13 protein-coding genes and 1 pseudogene are annotated in these 16074 nt (G+C 71.9%); 8 read left to right on the top strand and 6 right to left on the bottom strand.

Annotated elements, in window-relative coordinates:
* The first annotated feature begins 92 nt into the window (after positions 1 to 92).
* The gene (locus ITP53_RS35190) at positions 93 to 1085 is read left to right on the top strand and encodes an excalibur calcium-binding domain-containing protein (protein WP_195899777.1); all 993 of its coding nucleotides are present in this window, start codon (positions 93 to 95) and stop codon (positions 1083 to 1085) included.
* A 110-nt stretch (positions 1086 to 1195) separates the two neighbouring features.
* Here ITP53_RS35190 and ITP53_RS58190 read toward each other — a convergent pair.
* From ITP53_RS58190 to ITP53_RS35200, 3 genes and pseudogenes are all read right to left on the bottom strand, one after another.
* Positions 1196 to 1351: pseudogene (locus ITP53_RS58190) on the bottom strand (NCS2 family permease); the annotation flags it as partial.
* Positions 1352 to 1409: 58 nt separating this feature from the next.
* Positions 1410 to 1643, bottom strand: a complete 234-nt coding sequence (locus tag ITP53_RS35195) for an EF-hand domain-containing protein (protein WP_195899778.1) — start codon at positions 1641 to 1643, stop codon at positions 1410 to 1412.
* On the bottom strand, positions 1612 to 3852 hold the full coding sequence (locus tag ITP53_RS35200) for a molybdopterin cofactor-binding domain-containing protein (protein ID WP_195899779.1): 2241 nt from the start codon (positions 3850 to 3852) through the stop codon (positions 1612 to 1614). Before ITP53_RS35200 ends, ITP53_RS35195 begins: the two co-directional genes overlap by 32 nt.
* A gap of 95 nt (positions 3853 to 3947) precedes the next feature.
* On the opposite strand from ITP53_RS35200, the gene ITP53_RS35205 reads away from it, so the two are divergent.
* Complete coding sequence (locus ITP53_RS35205) at positions 3948 to 5441, top strand: PucR family transcriptional regulator (RefSeq protein WP_195899780.1); 1494 nt, start codon at positions 3948 to 3950, stop codon at positions 5439 to 5441.
* 3 nt (positions 5442 to 5444) lie between these two features.
* Here the strand turns inward: ITP53_RS35205 and ITP53_RS35210 are convergent, their stop codons facing one another.
* On the bottom strand, positions 5445 to 8273 hold the full coding sequence (locus ITP53_RS35210; protein ID WP_195899781.1) for an AfsR/SARP family transcriptional regulator: 2829 nt from the start codon (positions 8271 to 8273) through the stop codon (positions 5445 to 5447).
* Positions 8274 to 8702: 429 nt separating this feature from the next.
* On the opposite strand from ITP53_RS35210, the gene ITP53_RS35215 reads away from it, so the two are divergent.
* The 4 genes from ITP53_RS35215 to ITP53_RS35230 all read left to right on the top strand — a co-directional run bounded on the left by ITP53_RS35215 (position 8703) and on the right by ITP53_RS35230 (position 13206).
* Positions 8703 to 9986 (top strand): helix-turn-helix domain-containing protein, encoded by a 1284-nt coding sequence (locus ITP53_RS35215; protein ID WP_195899782.1) that lies wholly within the window; start codon positions 8703 to 8705, stop codon positions 9984 to 9986.
* 44 nt (positions 9987 to 10030) lie between these two features.
* On the top strand, positions 10031 to 10633 hold the full coding sequence (locus tag ITP53_RS35220; RefSeq protein WP_195899783.1) for a copper resistance CopC family protein: 603 nt from the start codon (positions 10031 to 10033) through the stop codon (positions 10631 to 10633).
* Complete coding sequence (locus ITP53_RS35225) at positions 10630 to 12606, top strand: cytochrome c oxidase assembly protein (protein WP_195899784.1); 1977 nt, start codon at positions 10630 to 10632, stop codon at positions 12604 to 12606. The genes ITP53_RS35220 and ITP53_RS35225 overlap by 4 nt, the downstream gene beginning before the upstream one ends.
* A 210-nt stretch (positions 12607 to 12816) precedes the next feature.
* A complete protein-coding gene (locus ITP53_RS35230) occupies positions 12817 to 13206 on the top strand; it encodes a sensor histidine kinase (protein WP_195899785.1) in 390 nt (129 codons plus the stop codon).
* An 89-nt stretch (positions 13207 to 13295) separates the two neighbouring features.
* Here the strand turns inward: ITP53_RS35230 and map are convergent, their stop codons facing one another.
* On the bottom strand, positions 13296 to 14144 hold the full coding sequence (gene map, locus ITP53_RS35235; protein WP_195899786.1) for a type I methionyl aminopeptidase: 849 nt from the start codon (positions 14142 to 14144) through the stop codon (positions 13296 to 13298).
* 5 nt (positions 14145 to 14149) lie between these two features.
* On the opposite strand from map, the gene ITP53_RS35240 reads away from it, so the two are divergent.
* The gene (locus ITP53_RS35240) at positions 14150 to 14353 is read left to right on the top strand and encodes a hypothetical protein (RefSeq protein ID WP_195899787.1); all 204 of its coding nucleotides are present in this window, start codon (positions 14150 to 14152) and stop codon (positions 14351 to 14353) included.
* Positions 14354 to 14421: 68 nt separating this feature from the next.
* On the opposite strand, the gene ITP53_RS35245 is transcribed toward ITP53_RS35240, so the two are convergent.
* A complete protein-coding gene (locus ITP53_RS35245; RefSeq protein ID WP_195899788.1) occupies positions 14422 to 15000 on the bottom strand; it encodes a hypothetical protein in 579 nt (192 codons plus the stop codon).
* A gap of 170 nt (positions 15001 to 15170) precedes the next feature.
* On the opposite strand from ITP53_RS35245, the gene ITP53_RS35250 reads away from it, so the two are divergent.
* The coding region (locus tag ITP53_RS35250) for a lipase family protein (RefSeq protein WP_236051495.1) at positions 15171 to 16074 on the top strand (904 nt) is incomplete at its 3' end.

Consider the following 16074-nt stretch of genomic DNA (forward strand, 5'->3'; position numbering starts at 1 on the left):
GACGAGTACGGATTGTCGGGCTGATTACCCCGCTCCGGCCCGTCCTCGATAAGCTCACCCGCAGCCCGAACATCAGGATGAGGTCGTCATCGATGGACAAGCCGGAAGAGCCGCCGAGCGCGGATCCGGAGGAGCCGCAAGCGAGCAGAGTCACCACCATCGTGTTGATCGTCTCGCTCGTTCTCGTCGTGCTGGTGGCCGGTGTGCTGGGCACGGTCGCCGTCCTGATGACCAGGAGCCCGGACACGCCGCTCCTGGGCGCCCCGGCGCCGCAGCGGTTATCCGTGCCCATCCACTTCGCGCCCGTCAGGGAGACCAAGCCCGCGCCGTGCCCGGGTGACCCGGCCGTGCTCGACCAGGAGCAGCGCGTCTGCTACCTGCTGGAGGACGGCGTCACGGTCGGCGCCGTGCAGCGGATCGAGCCGGTGCGCGAGCAGGACGGCCAATACTCCGTGCGCATCGCGGTGGCGCCGGCGTTCAAGGAGCGGCTGGTGCAGCTCATCGACGAGCTGGCGCCCGACCAGCGGCCGGTGGCGATGGTGCTGGCCCCCGAGCAGGCCGACCAGCCCAAGGTCGTCCTGGCCGCGCCCGTCGTCACGCAGGCCATGGACGGCGACAGCATGAGTATCACGGGGTTCACCAAGGAGGAGGCCGACGCGGTGGCGGCCCGCCTGCTCGGCCCGGCGGCCACCGGCGGCCCGAGCGACCCCGCCACAGGCTCACCGACCCAGCCGGGCACGACCGGCACCACCGGCCCCGGCACGACCGGCACCACCGGCCCCGGCACGACCGGCACCACCGGCCCCGGCACGACCGGCACCACCGGCCCCGGCACCACCGGCACCACGGGCCCCGGCACGACGGGCACCGGCACGACGGGCACCGGTAACTCCGCGACGGCGGGTCCTGGCGGGACGGCCCCGGCGACGGGCGGCAGGCGCGCCCCCGACCCCCGCTACGCCGGGTGCAAGGAGGCCGTGGCGGCCGGCGACGGCCCCTACTACAAGGGCACCCACGAGGAGTACGCCTGGTACACCGACGTCGACCACAACAACGTCGCCTGCAACTCCGCGGACCTGCGCTAGCGCCTAGCCGAACAACCTGCCGAGCCCGTCGATGCCGAAGTAGGCCGGGAAGACCACCGAGACGATCCACAACAGCCACGGGATCTCCGAGAAGCGCCCCTTGGCCGCCTCGGGTTGAGCAGGATGATGTAGGCCATGGCCATGAAGGTCGTGAGCCCGCCACGCACCTCACGACCGGCCGTGGTCCCCCGCCCGGTCAGCTCGAAGAATCTGTCGAGCACCGCCGTTCCCCCCTTGGGATCGGGGGGATCTGCCGGTGATGTCAGCGCCGTGTCGGCTCAGGACCCGGGTGGATCTTCAGCTCGTACCCGGCGGGGGACGGGTTCACGCCTTCTCGTGCCGCCCGTGGCCGACCAGGCCGACGAACTCCTCGAGCCCGATCGTCCCGTCGCCGTCGCGGTCGGCGGACTCGATGAACGCCTCGATCTCGCTCTCGGACGCCCCCTGGCCGCCCAGCGCGACGTTGGCCTGCCTGATCTCGTCGGCGGTCAGCAGACCGTCACCGTCGGAGTCGAAGCGCCTGAACTCAGTCTCCGCCGCTTCGCGCGCGTTCGCCATCGGATTCCTCCCCGTTGCCGGACCTTCTGTCGGACCCACTATCTGGCCCTTTGTCGGACAGGGCGATATCTTCCGGCCTGATCGGAACGCGAGTCAACCGGAGCCCGGTCGCCGCGCGTACCGCGGCGGCGATCGCGGGGGTGGAGGAGAGCGTCGGAGGCTCGCCCGCGCCGCGCAAGCCGTACGGCGCCGCTGGGTCTGGATTTTCCAGGATTTTCATCTGCATGGGCGGCATGTCGAGAATGGTGGGGATGAGGTAGTCGGTGAACGACGCGTTCAGCAGCCGCCCGTCGCGGATCCTGATCTCCTCCATGAGCGCCAGCCCGAGCCCCTGCGCGGACCCGCCGTGGATCTGGCCTTCGAGCGCCAGGGGGTTCAGCACCCGGCCGACGTCCTGCACCGCCGCCAGCTCGACGACCTTGGCCAGGCCCAGCTCCACGTCCACGTCCACGACGGCCCGGTGCACGCACAGCGCGAGCTGCGTGTGCGAGTCCCCCTGGCCGGTGTGCGGATCGAGCGGGTACGTGGGACGGTGCCGGTACTCCCGCGTCTCCTCGACCGGCCCGAGCTTCTCCAGCGCCTCCCGCGCCGGCAGCCCGTTGAACCGCTCGCGCACGGCCTCGCAGGCGGCCCGCACCGCACCGCCGGTGACGTACGACTGGCGCGAGGCCGACGACGAGCCCGCCGAGCCGACCGAGGTGTCGGCGGTCGCCACGGTGACGTCGGCGATGCCCAGCTCGGTCCTGGCGATCTGGGCCTGGACCGTCACCAGGCCCTGCCCCACCTCGGCCGCCGCCGTGTGCACGGTGACGTGCGGCTCGCCGGCCACCAGCTCGGCCCGCACCCGGGCGGTGGAGAAGTCGTCGAATCCCTCGGAGAAGCAGATGTTCTTGAGGCCCACGCCGTAGCCGACGCCGCGCCGCACGGACTCGCCGTGCGTGGTCTGCGAGACGCCTCCGGGCAGCGACCGCAGGTCCGTCTCACGCGCGGGCGGCAGCGGCATGGCCTCCAGCTCCCGCAACATCCCGGCGAGCGGCGCCGGGGAGTCGATGAGCTGGCCGGTGATGAGCCGCGAACCCTGAGAGACGGCGTTGCGGACGCGGATCTCCACCGGCGACAGGCCGCACGCCTCGGCCAGGCGGTCCATCTGCGACTCGTACGCGTAGCACGCCTGAACCGCGCCGAAGCCGCGCATCGCCCCGCACGGCGGGTTGTTGGTGTAGACACCCGTGGCGTCCACCCGCACGTTGGGCACCTCGTACGGGCCCGCGCCCAGCGAGGCGGCGTTCGCGACGACGGCGGGCGAGGTCGAGCAGTACGCGCCGCCGTCGAGCACGATGTCGGCCTTGACGTAGACGAGCCTGCCGTCGCGGGTGGCGCCGTGCTCGTAGCGCATCAGGGCCGGATGGCGGTGCACGTGGCCGAAGAACGACTCCTCGCGGCCGTACACGATCTTGACAGGGCGGTTCAGTCGCAGCGCCAGCATGCACGCGTGCACGTGCATCGACAGGTCCTCCCTGCCGCCGAACGCCCCGCCGACGCCGGACAGGGTCAGGCGCACCTTGCCGGCGGGCAGCCCCAGGCAGGGGGCGAGCTGGTCGCGGTCCACGTGCAGCCACTGGGTGGCGATGTAGAGATCGACGCCGCCGTCCTCGGCCGGGACCGCCAGGCCGGACTCCGGGCCGAGGAACGCCTGGTCCTGCATGCCGACTTCGTACTCGCCGGTGACGACCACCTCGGCCTCGAACGTGTCGCCCACGCGCACCGGCTGGTGCCTGATCACCTCGCGGGACTCGCGGGGGTCGGTGACGGCGGCGCGGGGCTCGTACGCGACGACGATGGCCGCGGCCGCCCTGCGGGCCGTCTCCGGATGGTCGGCGGCCACCAGCGCCACCGGCTCGCCCTGGTAGCGGACCTGGTCGATGGCCAGCACCGGCTGGTCCTTGTGCTCCACCCCGTAGAACTTCCGCCCAGGCACGTCTTCGTGCGTCAGCACGGCCAGCACGCCGGGGATCGCCAGCGCGGGCCCCACGTCGATCGAGCGGAGCCACGCCGACGGGTGCGGGCTGCGCAGCGTCACCCCCCACACCATGCCGTCGAGCCACAGGTCAGAGGAGTAGGCGAACTCGCCGGTCACCTTCAGCGCCGCGTCGGGGCGCCGCGCGCTCTCGCCGACGCCGCTCAGGATGGTGCTGGCCGTCTCCGTCATCCTCCGAGTAGAGCACCCGCCGGCGCGAACGGCCTATGCGCGTCGCGTGAAATCCCGGTCAGCGCTTGCCCGCCAGGGCTTGTATATTCCTCCAAGTGCGCATCAGTGACCTGCTGGCCATCGACGAGCTGGGCCTGAGCCTGCTCACCGGCGACCCCGCCCGCGAGTTCGGCACCGTGCACATCACCGACCTGCCCGAGCCAGGACGCTACCTGTCCGGCGGCGAGCTGGTGTTGTCCGGGCTGATGTGGTGGCGCGGCCCGGAGGACTCCGCCCGGTTCGTGGCGGCGCTGGTCGACTCCGGGGTGGCCGCGCTTGGCGCCGGGCAGGCCTGGCTGGGCCACGTGCCCGCCGATCTCGTGACCGCGTGCAGGGCCGCCGGCCTGCCGCTGGTGGAGGTGCCGACCGAGGTCTCGTTCCGCACGCTGGCCGAGCTCGTCGTGCCGCGCCTGTCCGGCGACGTCCGCGACGCCCTCGGCCGTCACCGCAGGCTGGTCGCCGCCATCGCCGAGGGTGCCGACCTGCGCGAGCTGTTCGAGCTGACCGCCGCCGAGCTGGGCGTCACCGGAGCCGTCCTGTCCGCGTCCGGCGAGGTGATCGTGGGAGCGGCCGACGATCCCGTACGCCTGGCGAAGGCGTACCTGACGGCGCCGCGGCTGCCCGCGTACGCGGGGAACACCACGATCTTCGCCGTCGGGCGCGGCCACCGGGCCGCGGGCTGGGCGCTGGCCTGCGACGGCGACCTGATCAGCCGGGCCGACCTGGGCTACGAGCTGGCCGCCTGCGTGGGGCTGGAGCGCAGCCGCATGGAGGAGGGCCGCAGGGTCGAGCGCCGCCTGATCGAGCAGCTGATCGTGGCCGCCCTCGCCGAGGCCGACGTGCCCGAGCTCAACGCCGGGCTGCGCACGTGCGGGATGGAGGGGGCGGAGCCGTACACGATCGTGAACGCCACCGCGTCCAGGCCAGGCGCCACCCGCGGGCCCGACCCCGCCACGCTCGGCGGCCGGATCGTCGAGGAGCTGCTCGGCCGCGAGGTGGTGGCGGCGGCCGGCGCGGACGGCGCGGTCGCGGTGGTGCCGCTGCGCGGGCGCACCACCGCCGAGCTGGCCGACCGGCTGCGCGCCGGGACCGAGGTGCTGGCCGTCCTGCCCGACACCCGCGTCTGCGTCGGCCTCAGCGGCGCGCTGACCGGGGCCGCCGCCATCAAGGGCGGCGTGGAGGAGGCCGGGCACGCCAGGCGCCTGGCCGAGTCCCGTGCCGGCGGGGTGGTCACCAGCGACGAGATCTACACGCACGCGCTGCTGCTGGCCACGGTGCCGGGCGACGTGCGCCGTTCGTTCGCGGCCAGGCTGCTGTCGCCGCTGCTCGACTACGACCGCGGGCACCAGTCCGACCTGGTGCGCACGCTCGGCGTCTTCCTCGACTGCGCGGGCTCGTGGCACGCCTGCGCCGAACAGCTGCACGTGCACGTGAACACGGTCCGCTACCGCATCCGCAGGGTGGAGGAGCTCACCGGGAGAAACCTGTCGACGATGGCCGACCGCGTCGACTTCTTCCTGGCGCTGAGGGACACCGGTTCGTCCAGGTAGCCCTCACACCGTGTGCACGATCGCCGCGTCGCGCGCCTTGTGCACGGCGGCCTGCTCCTCTCTGAGCAGCCGTCCCCAGCGGGCGTGGCTCAGCCCGCCACCGAAGGCGACGGCCTTGGTGATGGCGGAGAGCGCGCTGTCGAGGTCGCCCAGCGTCCGGTACGCGCGCGACAGCCCGATCAGGCTCCGCAGCCGCCCGATCCGGTAGGTGCTCGGCGTGTAGAGCTCCACGGCCCTGAGGAGGTGGGCCAGGGCCTCCCTCGATTCCTGCAGGTCGAGGCAGGCCTCGCCGAGCGAGGCGCGGATCTGCGCCTCGTGCAGGAGGTCCCCCACCTCCTCCGCGTCTGCCAGGGCCTCGTACAGCGTCTCGCGCGCCTTCTCGTGGCGTCCCGCGCCCTGGTGGGCGCCCCCCATGACGGTCAGCGCGTACCGGACGCCGACCCGCGCGCCGATGCGCCTGGCCAGCACGAGCTGGCGCTCGGCCCACGGCAGGGCCTCCTCGTAGCGCAGTCCGGAGTTGTTGGCGGTGGCGAGGTTGCCCATCGCGCGCATCTCGCCGAAGGCGTCGCCGAGCCGCCTGGCGAGCGCCAGTTCGGCCTCGAGGTGCGCGATGGCCTCGTCCGTGCGTCCGGTCATGCGCAGGGTGTTGGAGATGTGGTCGTGCGCGAGCATGGCGGCGGCGTCGTCCCCGGTGCGCTCACAAACCCGCAGGGCGAGGGTGTTGAGCGTGTTCATCTCGGTCATGTGGAAGAAGCGCTCCTGGTGCCACATGATGCCGAACGCGAGATCGACGCCGAGCCCGGCGATCGTGTCGTCGGGGGAGTTCAGAGCCTGGGTGGCCGCAGCCGACAGGACGGTCTCCTCCTGCTGCAGCCACGCGTCGGCCTCCGCTGCGCAGCCGACCGCGTGGGGCACCGCGTCGACCGGCCGCGCCACCTGGGTGCGGTGCGGGTCGCTGACGTGGCTGGCCAGGCGCGCGGAGGCGGCGTAGTAGGACAGCACGCGGATCAGCGGCCCGCGGGAGTCGTCGGGCCGCAGCTCGACGGCGAAGAGACGGATGAGGTCGTGGAGCTGGTAGCGGCTCTGGCCGGCACGGTCGAGCAGGTGCGCGTCCACCAGCCGTTCCAGGGCCTCCTCCGCCGCCGGCGTCGGAGTGCCGAGCAGCGCGCCGGCCGCCTCCGCGGTCACCTCGGGCACGTGGAGCAGGCCGAGCAGTGACAGGGCGCGGGCGGCCAGCCGGTCGTGGGTGCGTGGGCCGCGTTCGAGGGCGGTGTAGCTGGCGGCCAGGCTGGAGCGGACGGCCAGGTCACCGGCGGCCAGCTCGTGCAGGCGGGTTCTCTCGTCGCTCAGGCGGGAGACGAGCGTCGACACGCTCCAGTCGGGTCGGCCGGCCAGCCGTGCCCCGGCGATGCGCAGGGCCAGGGGCAGGCCGTCGCACAGGCGTACGAGCCTGGCCGTCTGCTCGCCGTCGGCCGAGACGCGGCCCGCGCCCACGAGCTTGGCCAGCATCGTGGCCGACTCGGCTTGGGACATCCTGTCCAGTTCGAGCTGGAAGGCGTCCTCGCCCCACGCCATGCTCTCGCGGCTGGTCACCAGCAGCGCGCTGCCCAACGGAACGGACAGCAGCGGGCGGATCTGCGCCAGGTCCGCGGCGTCGTCGAGGAGCGCGAGCACCCGGCGGTCGTGCAGCCGGCTGCGCCACATGGCCGCTGCCTCGTCCAGGTCGGCGGGCACGGCGTCGGGCGCCACGCCGAGTGCGCGCAGAAACCGTCCGAGCACGTCGAGCGCGGTGAGGGCGGGCAGCTCGGGGGTGGCGCCACGGCAGTTGACGTAGAGCTGCCCGTCGGGAAAGCGGTCCTTCGCCAGATGGGCCACCCGGGCGGCCAGGGTCGACTTGCCGACGCCAGGCGGGCCGGAGACGATCACCAGCGGGCCCGGTGGCGAGTCGTCCCAGGGGGCCAGCCGCTCCTTGAGCCGCACGATCTCCCGCGACCGGCCTACGAACTCCGCCAGGGGGCGGGGGAGCTGGTGCGGCGTCCACTCCCGCGCCGGCGGGGTCGCGTCGGCACGCAGCACCATCTCGTGACATCTGCGTAACCCCTCGCCCGGCGACAGGCCGAGCTCCTCGGCGAGCAGGACCCGGCCCTCCTCGTAGACCTGCAACGTCTCCGCCCGGTGGCCCGAGCGGAACAGCGCCGTCATGAGCAGCTCGCGCACCCGCTCGCGCAGCGGGTGGCGGCGGGTGAGGTCGCGCAGCTCCTCGACGATCTCCCCGTGGCGGCCGAGGCGCAGCAGGCTCTCCGCGCGATGTTCCAGCGCCGCCAGGAGGAGCTGTTCGAGACGGGCGCGCTCGCGTTCGGCGAACGGCCCGGGCAGGCCGCTCAGCGCGGTGCCGCGCCACATCGCGAGGGCCTCATCGAGGCGGCGCACGGCCTCGAGGTCGTCGCCGGTGCGCTGGGAGCGTCGTGCCTCGCCGACCCACTGGGCGAACATCAGGGCGTCCACCCTGGTCGGGTCCAGGCACAGGATGTAGCCGGCCGAGGTGCCCGCCAGCAATCTGGACGGCTGGCGCCGCCCGCGTCCGGGCTCGAAGACGTTGCGCAGGCCTGCGACGTAGGTGTAGACGCTCTGCTCGGCGTTGCGCGGGGCTTCCTGGCCCCAGATGCCGGCGACCAGCTGGTCCATCGGGACGGGGCGGGTGGCGGCAGACGCGAGAATGGCGAGGGTCGTCTGCTGCCTTGCCGGACCTAGATCGATGGGATCTCCGGCGCATCCGCGGCGGTGCTCGGCGGTTACGGCGCCGAGCAGACGGATGAAGATTGCCTCACTCATGCGAGCTCCCGATTCGGTCACCACCGCAGCGTAGTCAGAATCGCTGCTCCGTAAAGAGAATCGGGTCGCTGTAGATCAAATATAGACGGCTCCGGCTAGACTGCTGGGACCTGTCCGGGTCGAGGGGGCACCTGGGGGCGAGGCGTGCCTCGTCGTGCCAGGCGGGCGTCTACAGGCGCAGTGCGGTGTCGCGCTCAGAGAAACCCGCGTATGCCCCCTCTTGCCGGAATTGCCTCAGCAGCAGTCGCTGCTGTCCTGACTCGCGCTGAGAGGAGACGTTTCGGCACTCGCGGCCGTAACATTGGCTCCAGCGGTTACCGCGAGCGCGATCGCGGCGACCGTTGCGGACAGAGCAATGCGCATACGCATGGGGTTCTCCCTCGCCTGTGTGGGGTTGCTCGGACTACATCTTCTCAGGGAGCGACGGCTGTGACTACATCTGACCTGGTCGGACTCCGTATCAAGACGGTTCGGCGACAACGCGGCCTGTCACAGGCCCAGCTGGCGCATCCCGAGTTGTCGGACAGTTACGTCTCGTTGATCGAGAGTGGCAAGCGTACCCCGACTCCTGCTGTTCTGGAGCTGTTGGCTCAGAAACTGGACTGCTCGCTGTCCTATCTCCTCAACGGCGTCACCGCCGAGCAGATGGAGGACATCGAGCTCGCCCTCGGCTACGCGCGGCTGGCTCTCGAGAACGGTGAGGTAAACGAGGCCCGCACACGCTTCGCCGAGTTGCTGGCGAACAACAACCTGACAGGGTTGACCACCCTACGTCAAGACACCGAATTCGGTCTCGCGCTCGCCAACGAGGCGTGCGGCGATCTTGACGAGGCGATCTCCATTCTGCTCAGGCTCCGCGACGAGGAGCTGTCGCCCGAGCGCCGCATCGAGGTCGCCATGGTGCTCTGCCGCGCCTACCGGGACAGCGAGCGCCTGACGGAGGCCGTCGAGGTGGGGGAGCGGATGCTGGGCAGCGGCGCCCGCATGCCGTGGAACGACCAGCTCGTCGAGCTGGCCGGCACCCTGCTGTCCGCCTACATGCAGCGCGGCGACCTGCTGCGCGCCCGCCAGTTCGCGGCCGAGCTGCTCAACGCCGCCGACGCGCTCGGCACGCCGCGCTCGATCATGGCCGCCAACTGGATCGCCTCCAACGTCGCCTACATCGCCGGCCACAACGAGGAGGCGCTGTCCTTCGCCGAGCGCGCCATGGCGGTGCAACTGGAGAACGGTCACCCCCGCAGCGTCGCCAAGACGCGCCTCGCGCTCCTGCAGCAGCGGCTCAAGGCCCGGCCGGCCGAGGCCGTGCCCGTGCGCGACGCGCTGCGCGCGGCGGTCGCCGAGTTCGAGCAGACCTCGACCAGCACGATCGACCGGGGCCGGGTCCACGTCGAGCTGGCGTGCGCCGAATACATGGCCGGTGACTTCGACAAGGCCGTCGAACACGCCATGATCGGCAAGAACCTCGTCCCCGAGTTCGGCCACGTGCTGGGCGCCGAGGCGAATCTCCTGCTCGCCAGGATCTACGGCACCGTCGGCCGCTCTGCCGAGGCCGGCATGCACGTGGCGTCCGTGCGCGACTGGTTGACGCCGCTGCCCGACTCCCGCCGCTCGGCCGCCACCTGGTACGCCACGGCGGAGACCAGCGAGCAACTGGGTGACTCCGACGGCGCGGTGGAGGCGTACCAGCGGGCACTGGCCTGCGCGGGGCTGTAGCGGGGTCCGGACCGGGCAGTGACGTCGGTAGCCTTGGGGGTGCCATGAAGAGATCCCCGCTCGCGGCCCTCACCGCGATCCTCGCCGCCCTGTTCGTGCTCGGCACCGCCGTGCCGGCGCTGGCGCACGACACGCTCAAGAGCAGCAGCCCGGCCAAGGGCGCTGAGGTCAAGGCCCTTGACGAGGTCAAGCTGGAGTTCAGCGCCAGGGTGCGCCTTCCGTTCGTCATCGTCAGGGGCGCCGGCGGCGCCGAGCACCAGGCCGGCGAGCCCGAGGCGGACGGCCCCGTGGTGCGGCAGGCGGTGAACGGGCCGCTGCCCGACGGCGACTACACGATCGCCTACCGCGTCGTGTCGTCCGACGGGCATCCGATCGAGGGCGAGATCCCGTTCCGGGTGAAGGGGGCCGAGACGCCGTCCCCCTCTCCGTCCCCATCCGCCACGTCGTCCGCCGGAGCCGGTGAGTCGTCGAGCCCGGCGGCGACGCCCGCCGGATCGGACCCGCCCTCCCCGGCCGCGACCCTCGAGGCAGACACGGCCTCGGCCGAGCAGGGCGTGACGTTCCCCGTGTGGCTGATCATCGTGGTCGGGGCGCTCGTGGGCATCGGCATCGGCTTCCTGCTCAGCGCGCGGAGAAAGAAGTCATGAGCCGGGCGGCGCGTGTCGCGCTCGCGGGTGCCGCGGCCGCCGTCGTCGCGCTGGTGATCGGCATGGTCGCCGGCGGCAGGGCGTTCCCCAGGATCATCCCTGGGCTGCCCGACTCCGGCGCGGTCGTCCGGTGGGGGCTGCCGCTGTCCAAGCTGCTCATGGACGGCGCGGGCCTGGTCACCGTCGGCGTGCTGCTGATGGCCGCCCTGCTGCTCCCCAACGACAAGGGAGTGCTCGGCGGGACCGCGCTCCACTACGTCAAGGCCGCCTCGTGGGCGGCCCTGACGTGGGCAGGGGCGGCGTTCCTCGCCATCGTGTTCGGCGCGGCGGAGTCCGTGGGCAGGACCGTGCCCCAGATCCTCGACGGCGTCATCCTGACCAGCTACGCCACCCAGACCACGCAGGGCGTTGCGCTCACGCTCGTGGTGCTGTTCGGGGTGGCGATCGCGCTGTTCTCGCGCGGGGCGATCACGGCGGGTGCCGCGGCGGGGCTGCTGGTCTTCGCGATGGTGACGCTGCTGCCCGCGCCGCTCACCGGGCACATCTCCTCCTCGCCCAACCACGACCTGGCCACCTCGTCGGTGGCGCTCCACCTGCTCGCGCTCGCCCTGTGGGTGGGCGGGCTGGCCGTGCTCGTCGTGCACGCGCTGCGCGGGCAGCCGCAGCTGGAGACGGCCGCAGGCCGCTTCTCCCGGATGGCGCTGTGGTGCTACGCCGGGGTGGGGTTGTCCGGGGTGTTCAGCCTGGTGGCGCGGCTGGGCGCGGTGTCCGACCTGTGGACCTCCGAGTACGGCCTGCTGGCCGTGGCCAAGATCGTGGCGTTCGTGCTGCTCGGCTACGCCGGCTACTGGCACCGGCAGCGCACACTGGCCGACCTCGGCGCCGGCCGGCCGCGCGCGTTCACCCGGCTGGCCGGGGGCGAGATGCTGCTCATGGCCGCCACCGTCGGGTTGGCCGTGGCGCTGTCGCGCACGCCGCCGCCCGAGTTCAGCGTTCCCGCCGACCGGGCCTTCGAGTTGCTCGGCTTCCCCCTTCCGGCGGAGATCACGCTCGCCAACGTGTTCTCCCTGTGGTGGCTCGACCTGTTCTTCGCCGTGGTCGCCGGCACCCTCGCCCTGCTCTACGGCGCCGGCGTGCTGCGGCTCGTGCGGCGCGGCGACCGCTGGCCGATCGGGCGCACGCTGTCGTGGTTCGGCGGCCTGGCGCTGCTGGTGTTCGCCACGCAGAGCGGGCTGGCCCGCTACGCCAAGGTCATGTTCGACGTCCACATGATCGAGCACATGACGCTCTCCATGGTGGTGCCGATCTTCCTCGTCCTCGGCGCGCCCGTGACGCTGGCGCTGCGCGCGCTGAAGCCCGCCGCCCGCCGGGGGGACCGGGGGCCGCGGGAGTGGATAACGACGATCCTGCACAGCCGGTTCACCAAGGTCTTCACGCATCCCCTCGTGGCGACGGCCATCTTCGTCGCCTCGACGTACGCCCTCTACTTCACCCCGCTGTTCCAGTCGGCCATGCAGGAGCACCTCGGGCACATCTGGATGACGCTGCACTTCCTGATCAGCGGGTCCCTGTTCTTCTGGGTGATCATCGGGGTCGATCCTGGGCCGAGCCGGCTCCCGTACGTCGGGCGGCTGCTGATGCTCTTCGTCACCATGCCGTTCCACGCGTTCTTCGGCATCGCGCTGATGATGATGGGCACGGTGATCGCCTCCGACTGGTACGAGCAGCTCGGCCGCACCTGGGGCGACACGCTGATCCAGACCCAGCGGGACGGTGGGGCCATCGCCTGGGGGTTCGGCGAGATCCCGACGCTCATCGTGCTGCTGGCCATCGCCGTGCAGTGGTATCGCGACGACGACAAGCAGGCGCGACGCGCCGACCGCAGGGCCGATCGCACCGGCGGCGGAGACCCCGAGCTCGACTCCTACAACGACTATCTCGCCCGTCTCGACCGTGCTGACCGGGGCGAGTAGCCGTTCGGCAATGCCCTGCTATCTTCCGAGTACAAGTCTCTGGACCGCCAGGTAGCCTTTCTTCCAGGGGAGACGGGCATAACCCCATCAGTTAGCGTGCGCAGCCTTGAGGGGGGATGCGCACCGCCGGATGGGAGCGCCGGAGTGGGGACCGGCGCGGGCCCGGGGTTTGCCAAGGAAGGCAGAGAACCAGTGGCGGAAGAGACACGGATGCGCGGGGGGCAGAGCCTGGCGGAGGCGCTCGAGAGCTACCTGGCCGAGTGGTCGGAGCGCACGGGCATCGCCGTCGAGACCTGGGCGCTGCCGTCCACCGACGTGCCGTCACGCGTGTCGGGTGAAGTCATGACCGCGATGCGCGAAGCCCTGTCCAACGTCGAGCGGCACAGCAGGGCCAAGACCGTGTCCATCGCGGTGACCGCCGGCAAGAGCGGGCTGCGCATGACCGTCAGCGACAACGGGCAGGGCTTTCCCACGCCCGCGTCCGGGCGGGGGATCGCGCGGATGCGGGCGGCGTTCGCTGAGGTCGGCGGCACCCTGTCGGTCAACAGCGTGCCCGGCGAGGGCACCACGGTGACCGGGGTGGTGCCCAGGCGGGGCTGAGGCTTCCTCCGGGGCGCGTGTCCCGACGTGACAGCTTTCTGAGAAGGCCCGGAGGCGACCCGCCTCCGGGCCTTCTCAGCCTGCCAGGTCTACGGAAGGGTGAGGATCTCGCTGCCCGTCTCCGTCACCACGATGGTGTGCTCGAACTGGGCGGTACGCTTGCGGTCCTTGGTGACCGCCGTCCACTTGTCCGGCCAGATGTCGTAGTCGATCGTGCCCAGCGTCAGCATCGGCTCGATGGTGAACGTCATCCCGGGCACCAGCTCCACCCGCAGCGACGGGTCGTCGTAGTGGGGGACCATCAGGCCGGAGTGGAAGCTCGTGCCGATGCCGTGGCCGGTGAAGTCGCGTACGACGCCGTAGCCGAAGCGCTTGGCGTACGCCTCGATGACGCGGCCCACCACGTTGAGCTGCCGGCCGGGGGCGACGGCCCTGATGGCGCGCATCATCGCCTCGCGGGTGCGCTCCACCAGCAGCCGCGACTCCTCGTCCACCTCTCCCACGAGGTAGGTCGCGTCGGTGTCGCCGTGGACGCCGCCGATGTAGCCGGTGATGTCGACGTTGACGATGTCGCCTTCGCGCAGCACCGTGTCGTCGGGGATGCCGTGGCAGATGACCTCGTTGATCGAGGTGCACAGGGACTTCGGATAGGCCTTGTAGCCGAGCGTGCTCGGATAGGCGCCGTGGTCGATGAGGAACTCGTGGCCGATCCTGTCGAGCTCGTCGGTCGTGACCCCCGGCTGGACGTGCTTGCCGACCTCCTCCAGCGCCTGGGCGGCGATCCTGCCCGCCACCCGCATGCGCTCGATGATCTCAGGGGTCTTCACGTCGGACTCGCCGGTCTTGGGGCGCTTCTTGCCGACGTACTCCGGCCGCTCGATGTGGGCGGGGACCTTTCGCATGGGCGAAACTCGCCCTGGCTGGAGCAATGTCGTCATGAAACATGAGTCTACGGGGCAGAATTGACCTCGTGAGCGAAGGCCAGTGGTGGTTCTGTCTCAAGCACATGCGCGTCGAGCCCGACAAGGGCTGCCCCGACAAGGACCGGATGGGTCCCTACGTCTCCGAGGAGGAGGCGTCCGGGGCGCTGCGGCGTGCCGCCGAACGCAACAAGGCATGGGACGAGGCGGACCAGGACGACGACTGAACGCGCGGCCGCCTGAACGCGGTCAACGAAACGCGGCCAACGGATCGCGCGGCTGACGGATCGCGCGGTCAGTCGGTCAGCTGGGGGCCGCTGACGCGCTCCAGCAGCCGGGCCAGCCGCAGGCGCAGGCCGGGACGCTGCTCCACCTCCCCGGCCGCCGCGCTCACGAGGTGCTGCGCCCCGTCGAACGTCACCAGCCCGCTCTGCGGCACCGCGATCGCGTCGTGCGCCAGCCCCGCGAGCTCCGCGTCGCCGCCCTCGATCGCGAGGATCGTCGCCCCGGTACGGCGGGCGTCGTCGACACGTTCGAGCAGCGGCACCGGTGCCTGCCCCTCGGCCAGCACGAAGAGCGTCTCGCCGCGGGCCGCCCGCTCCAGGCGTTCGATGCCGACCCGCAGGTGGGCCGGCGCGCCGGCGGGCGGCGCCCAGCGGACCAGGGTGGGCGTGAGCTGAGACAGGCCCGACAGCCTGGCCTCGTCGCTGAGGTGCGCGGTCAGGTGCCATGGCTCCTCGTCGGGCGTGCCGACCAGCAGCAGGCCGCCGGGAGACCGAGTGGCCCGCAGGGCGCCGCCCAGCTCGCGGGCGCGTTCGAGCCAGCCGGTTTCGGCGAGGAGCTCGCGCAGCAGGGTCACCGATCCTGAATCCATCCATCCATGGTGCCTGACGGGCACCGGCGGGGTGGCTGATTCACGAGTGATGTGCTGACACGCAGGGTGTTTCCCCGTCATTTCGGGCCTTGACATGGGGTTACTCCCGGGTAACGATCGGCTGGCGGCGCCGCCCTCCCAAGAGCCATCCTCACGGAGAGGGGCGGCACATGACCTTACGTGTCCGCGTCAGCATGTCCATGATCCTGTTATCGCTCCTGTTATCGGTCCTGTCCCTCCCGGCCGCCCCGGCCCGCGCCGCGACGCCGGGGGCCGTGGTCTCCGCGCAGCCCACCACGGTCTACCTGCTGCCTGGCCGGCTGCTCGAGGTGCCGGTCAACGCCTGGCACCTCCTCTACAACTCGACCACCGCCACCGGCGCGCCCAACGCGGTGTCCGGGACGCTGCTGGTGCCCAAGAGCGGCTACCCGCTGGGCGCGCGGCCCATCGTCGGGTACGCCGTCGGCACCCACGGGCTCGGCGACCAGTGCGCCCCGTCGGTCAGCATGAGCCAGGGCCGCGAGGCCGAGCTCGCGCTGGTGAGCCTGTTCCTGCTCAAGGGGTTCGCGGTCGTCGTGACCGACTACGAGGGGCTGGGGACGCCAGGGCCGCACACGTACATGGCGGGGATCTCGCAGGGGCACGCCGTGCTCGACTCGATCAGGGCCGCCGTCCAGGTGCCCGGCGCCGGGTTGTCCGGCAGGGCGCCCGTCGCCGTCATGGGCTACTCCCAGGGTGGCGCGTCCGCCGGGTGGGCCGCCCAGCTGCAGCCGTCGTACGCGCCCGAGCTGCGGCTCAAGGGTGTGGCGGCCGGCGGGGTGCCCGCCGACCTGCGCGCCGTCGCGAACCATCTGGACGGGGGCGAGAACTTCGGTCTTGCCGCCGCGGCCGGGGCCGGGCTCGACGCCGCCTACTCCGAGCTCGACCTCGAAGCCGACCTCACCGAACGCGGCCGCGCCCTGCTCGCCGACGCCGCCGACGACTGCGTGGGCGACTTCGGGAAGCTGGCCGGGCTGAGTTTCTCCGACCTGAGCCCGATCGACCTGCTCGGTCAGCCCAAGTGGCTGGCCAGGC

This window comes from Nonomuraea cypriaca (assembly GCF_015645445.1).
GTDB lineage: Bacteria > Actinomycetota > Actinomycetes > Streptosporangiales > Streptosporangiaceae > Nonomuraea > Nonomuraea cypriaca.

Coding starts and splice junctions, on each gene's coding strand:
- ITP53_RS35195 (WP_195899778.1), bottom strand. CDS start 1,643: ATGGCGAACGCGCGCGAAGCGGCGGAGACTGAGTTCAGGCGCTTCGAC.
- ITP53_RS35200 (WP_195899779.1), bottom strand. CDS start 3,852: ATGACGGAGACGGCCAGCACCATCCTGAGCGGCGTCGGCGAGAGCGCG.
- ITP53_RS35240 (WP_195899787.1), top strand. CDS start 14,150: ATGAGTCTACGGGGCAGAATTGACCTCGTGAGCGAAGGCCAGTGGTGG.
- ITP53_RS35210 (WP_195899781.1), bottom strand. CDS start 8,273: ATGAGTGAGGCAATCTTCATCCGTCTGCTCGGCGCCGTAACCGCCGAG.
- ITP53_RS35230 (WP_195899785.1), top strand. CDS start 12,817: ATGCGCGGGGGGCAGAGCCTGGCGGAGGCGCTCGAGAGCTACCTGGCC.
- ITP53_RS35245 (WP_195899788.1), bottom strand. CDS start 15,000: ATGGATTCAGGATCGGTGACCCTGCTGCGCGAGCTCCTCGCCGAAACC.
- ITP53_RS35190 (WP_195899777.1), top strand. CDS start 93: ATGGACAAGCCGGAAGAGCCGCCGAGCGCGGATCCGGAGGAGCCGCAA.
- ITP53_RS35225 (WP_195899784.1), top strand. CDS start 10,630: ATGAGCCGGGCGGCGCGTGTCGCGCTCGCGGGTGCCGCGGCCGCCGTC.
- ITP53_RS35220 (WP_195899783.1), top strand. CDS start 10,031: ATGAAGAGATCCCCGCTCGCGGCCCTCACCGCGATCCTCGCCGCCCTG.
- map (WP_195899786.1), bottom strand. CDS start 14,144: ATGACGACATTGCTCCAGCCAGGGCGAGTTTCGCCCATGCGAAAGGTC.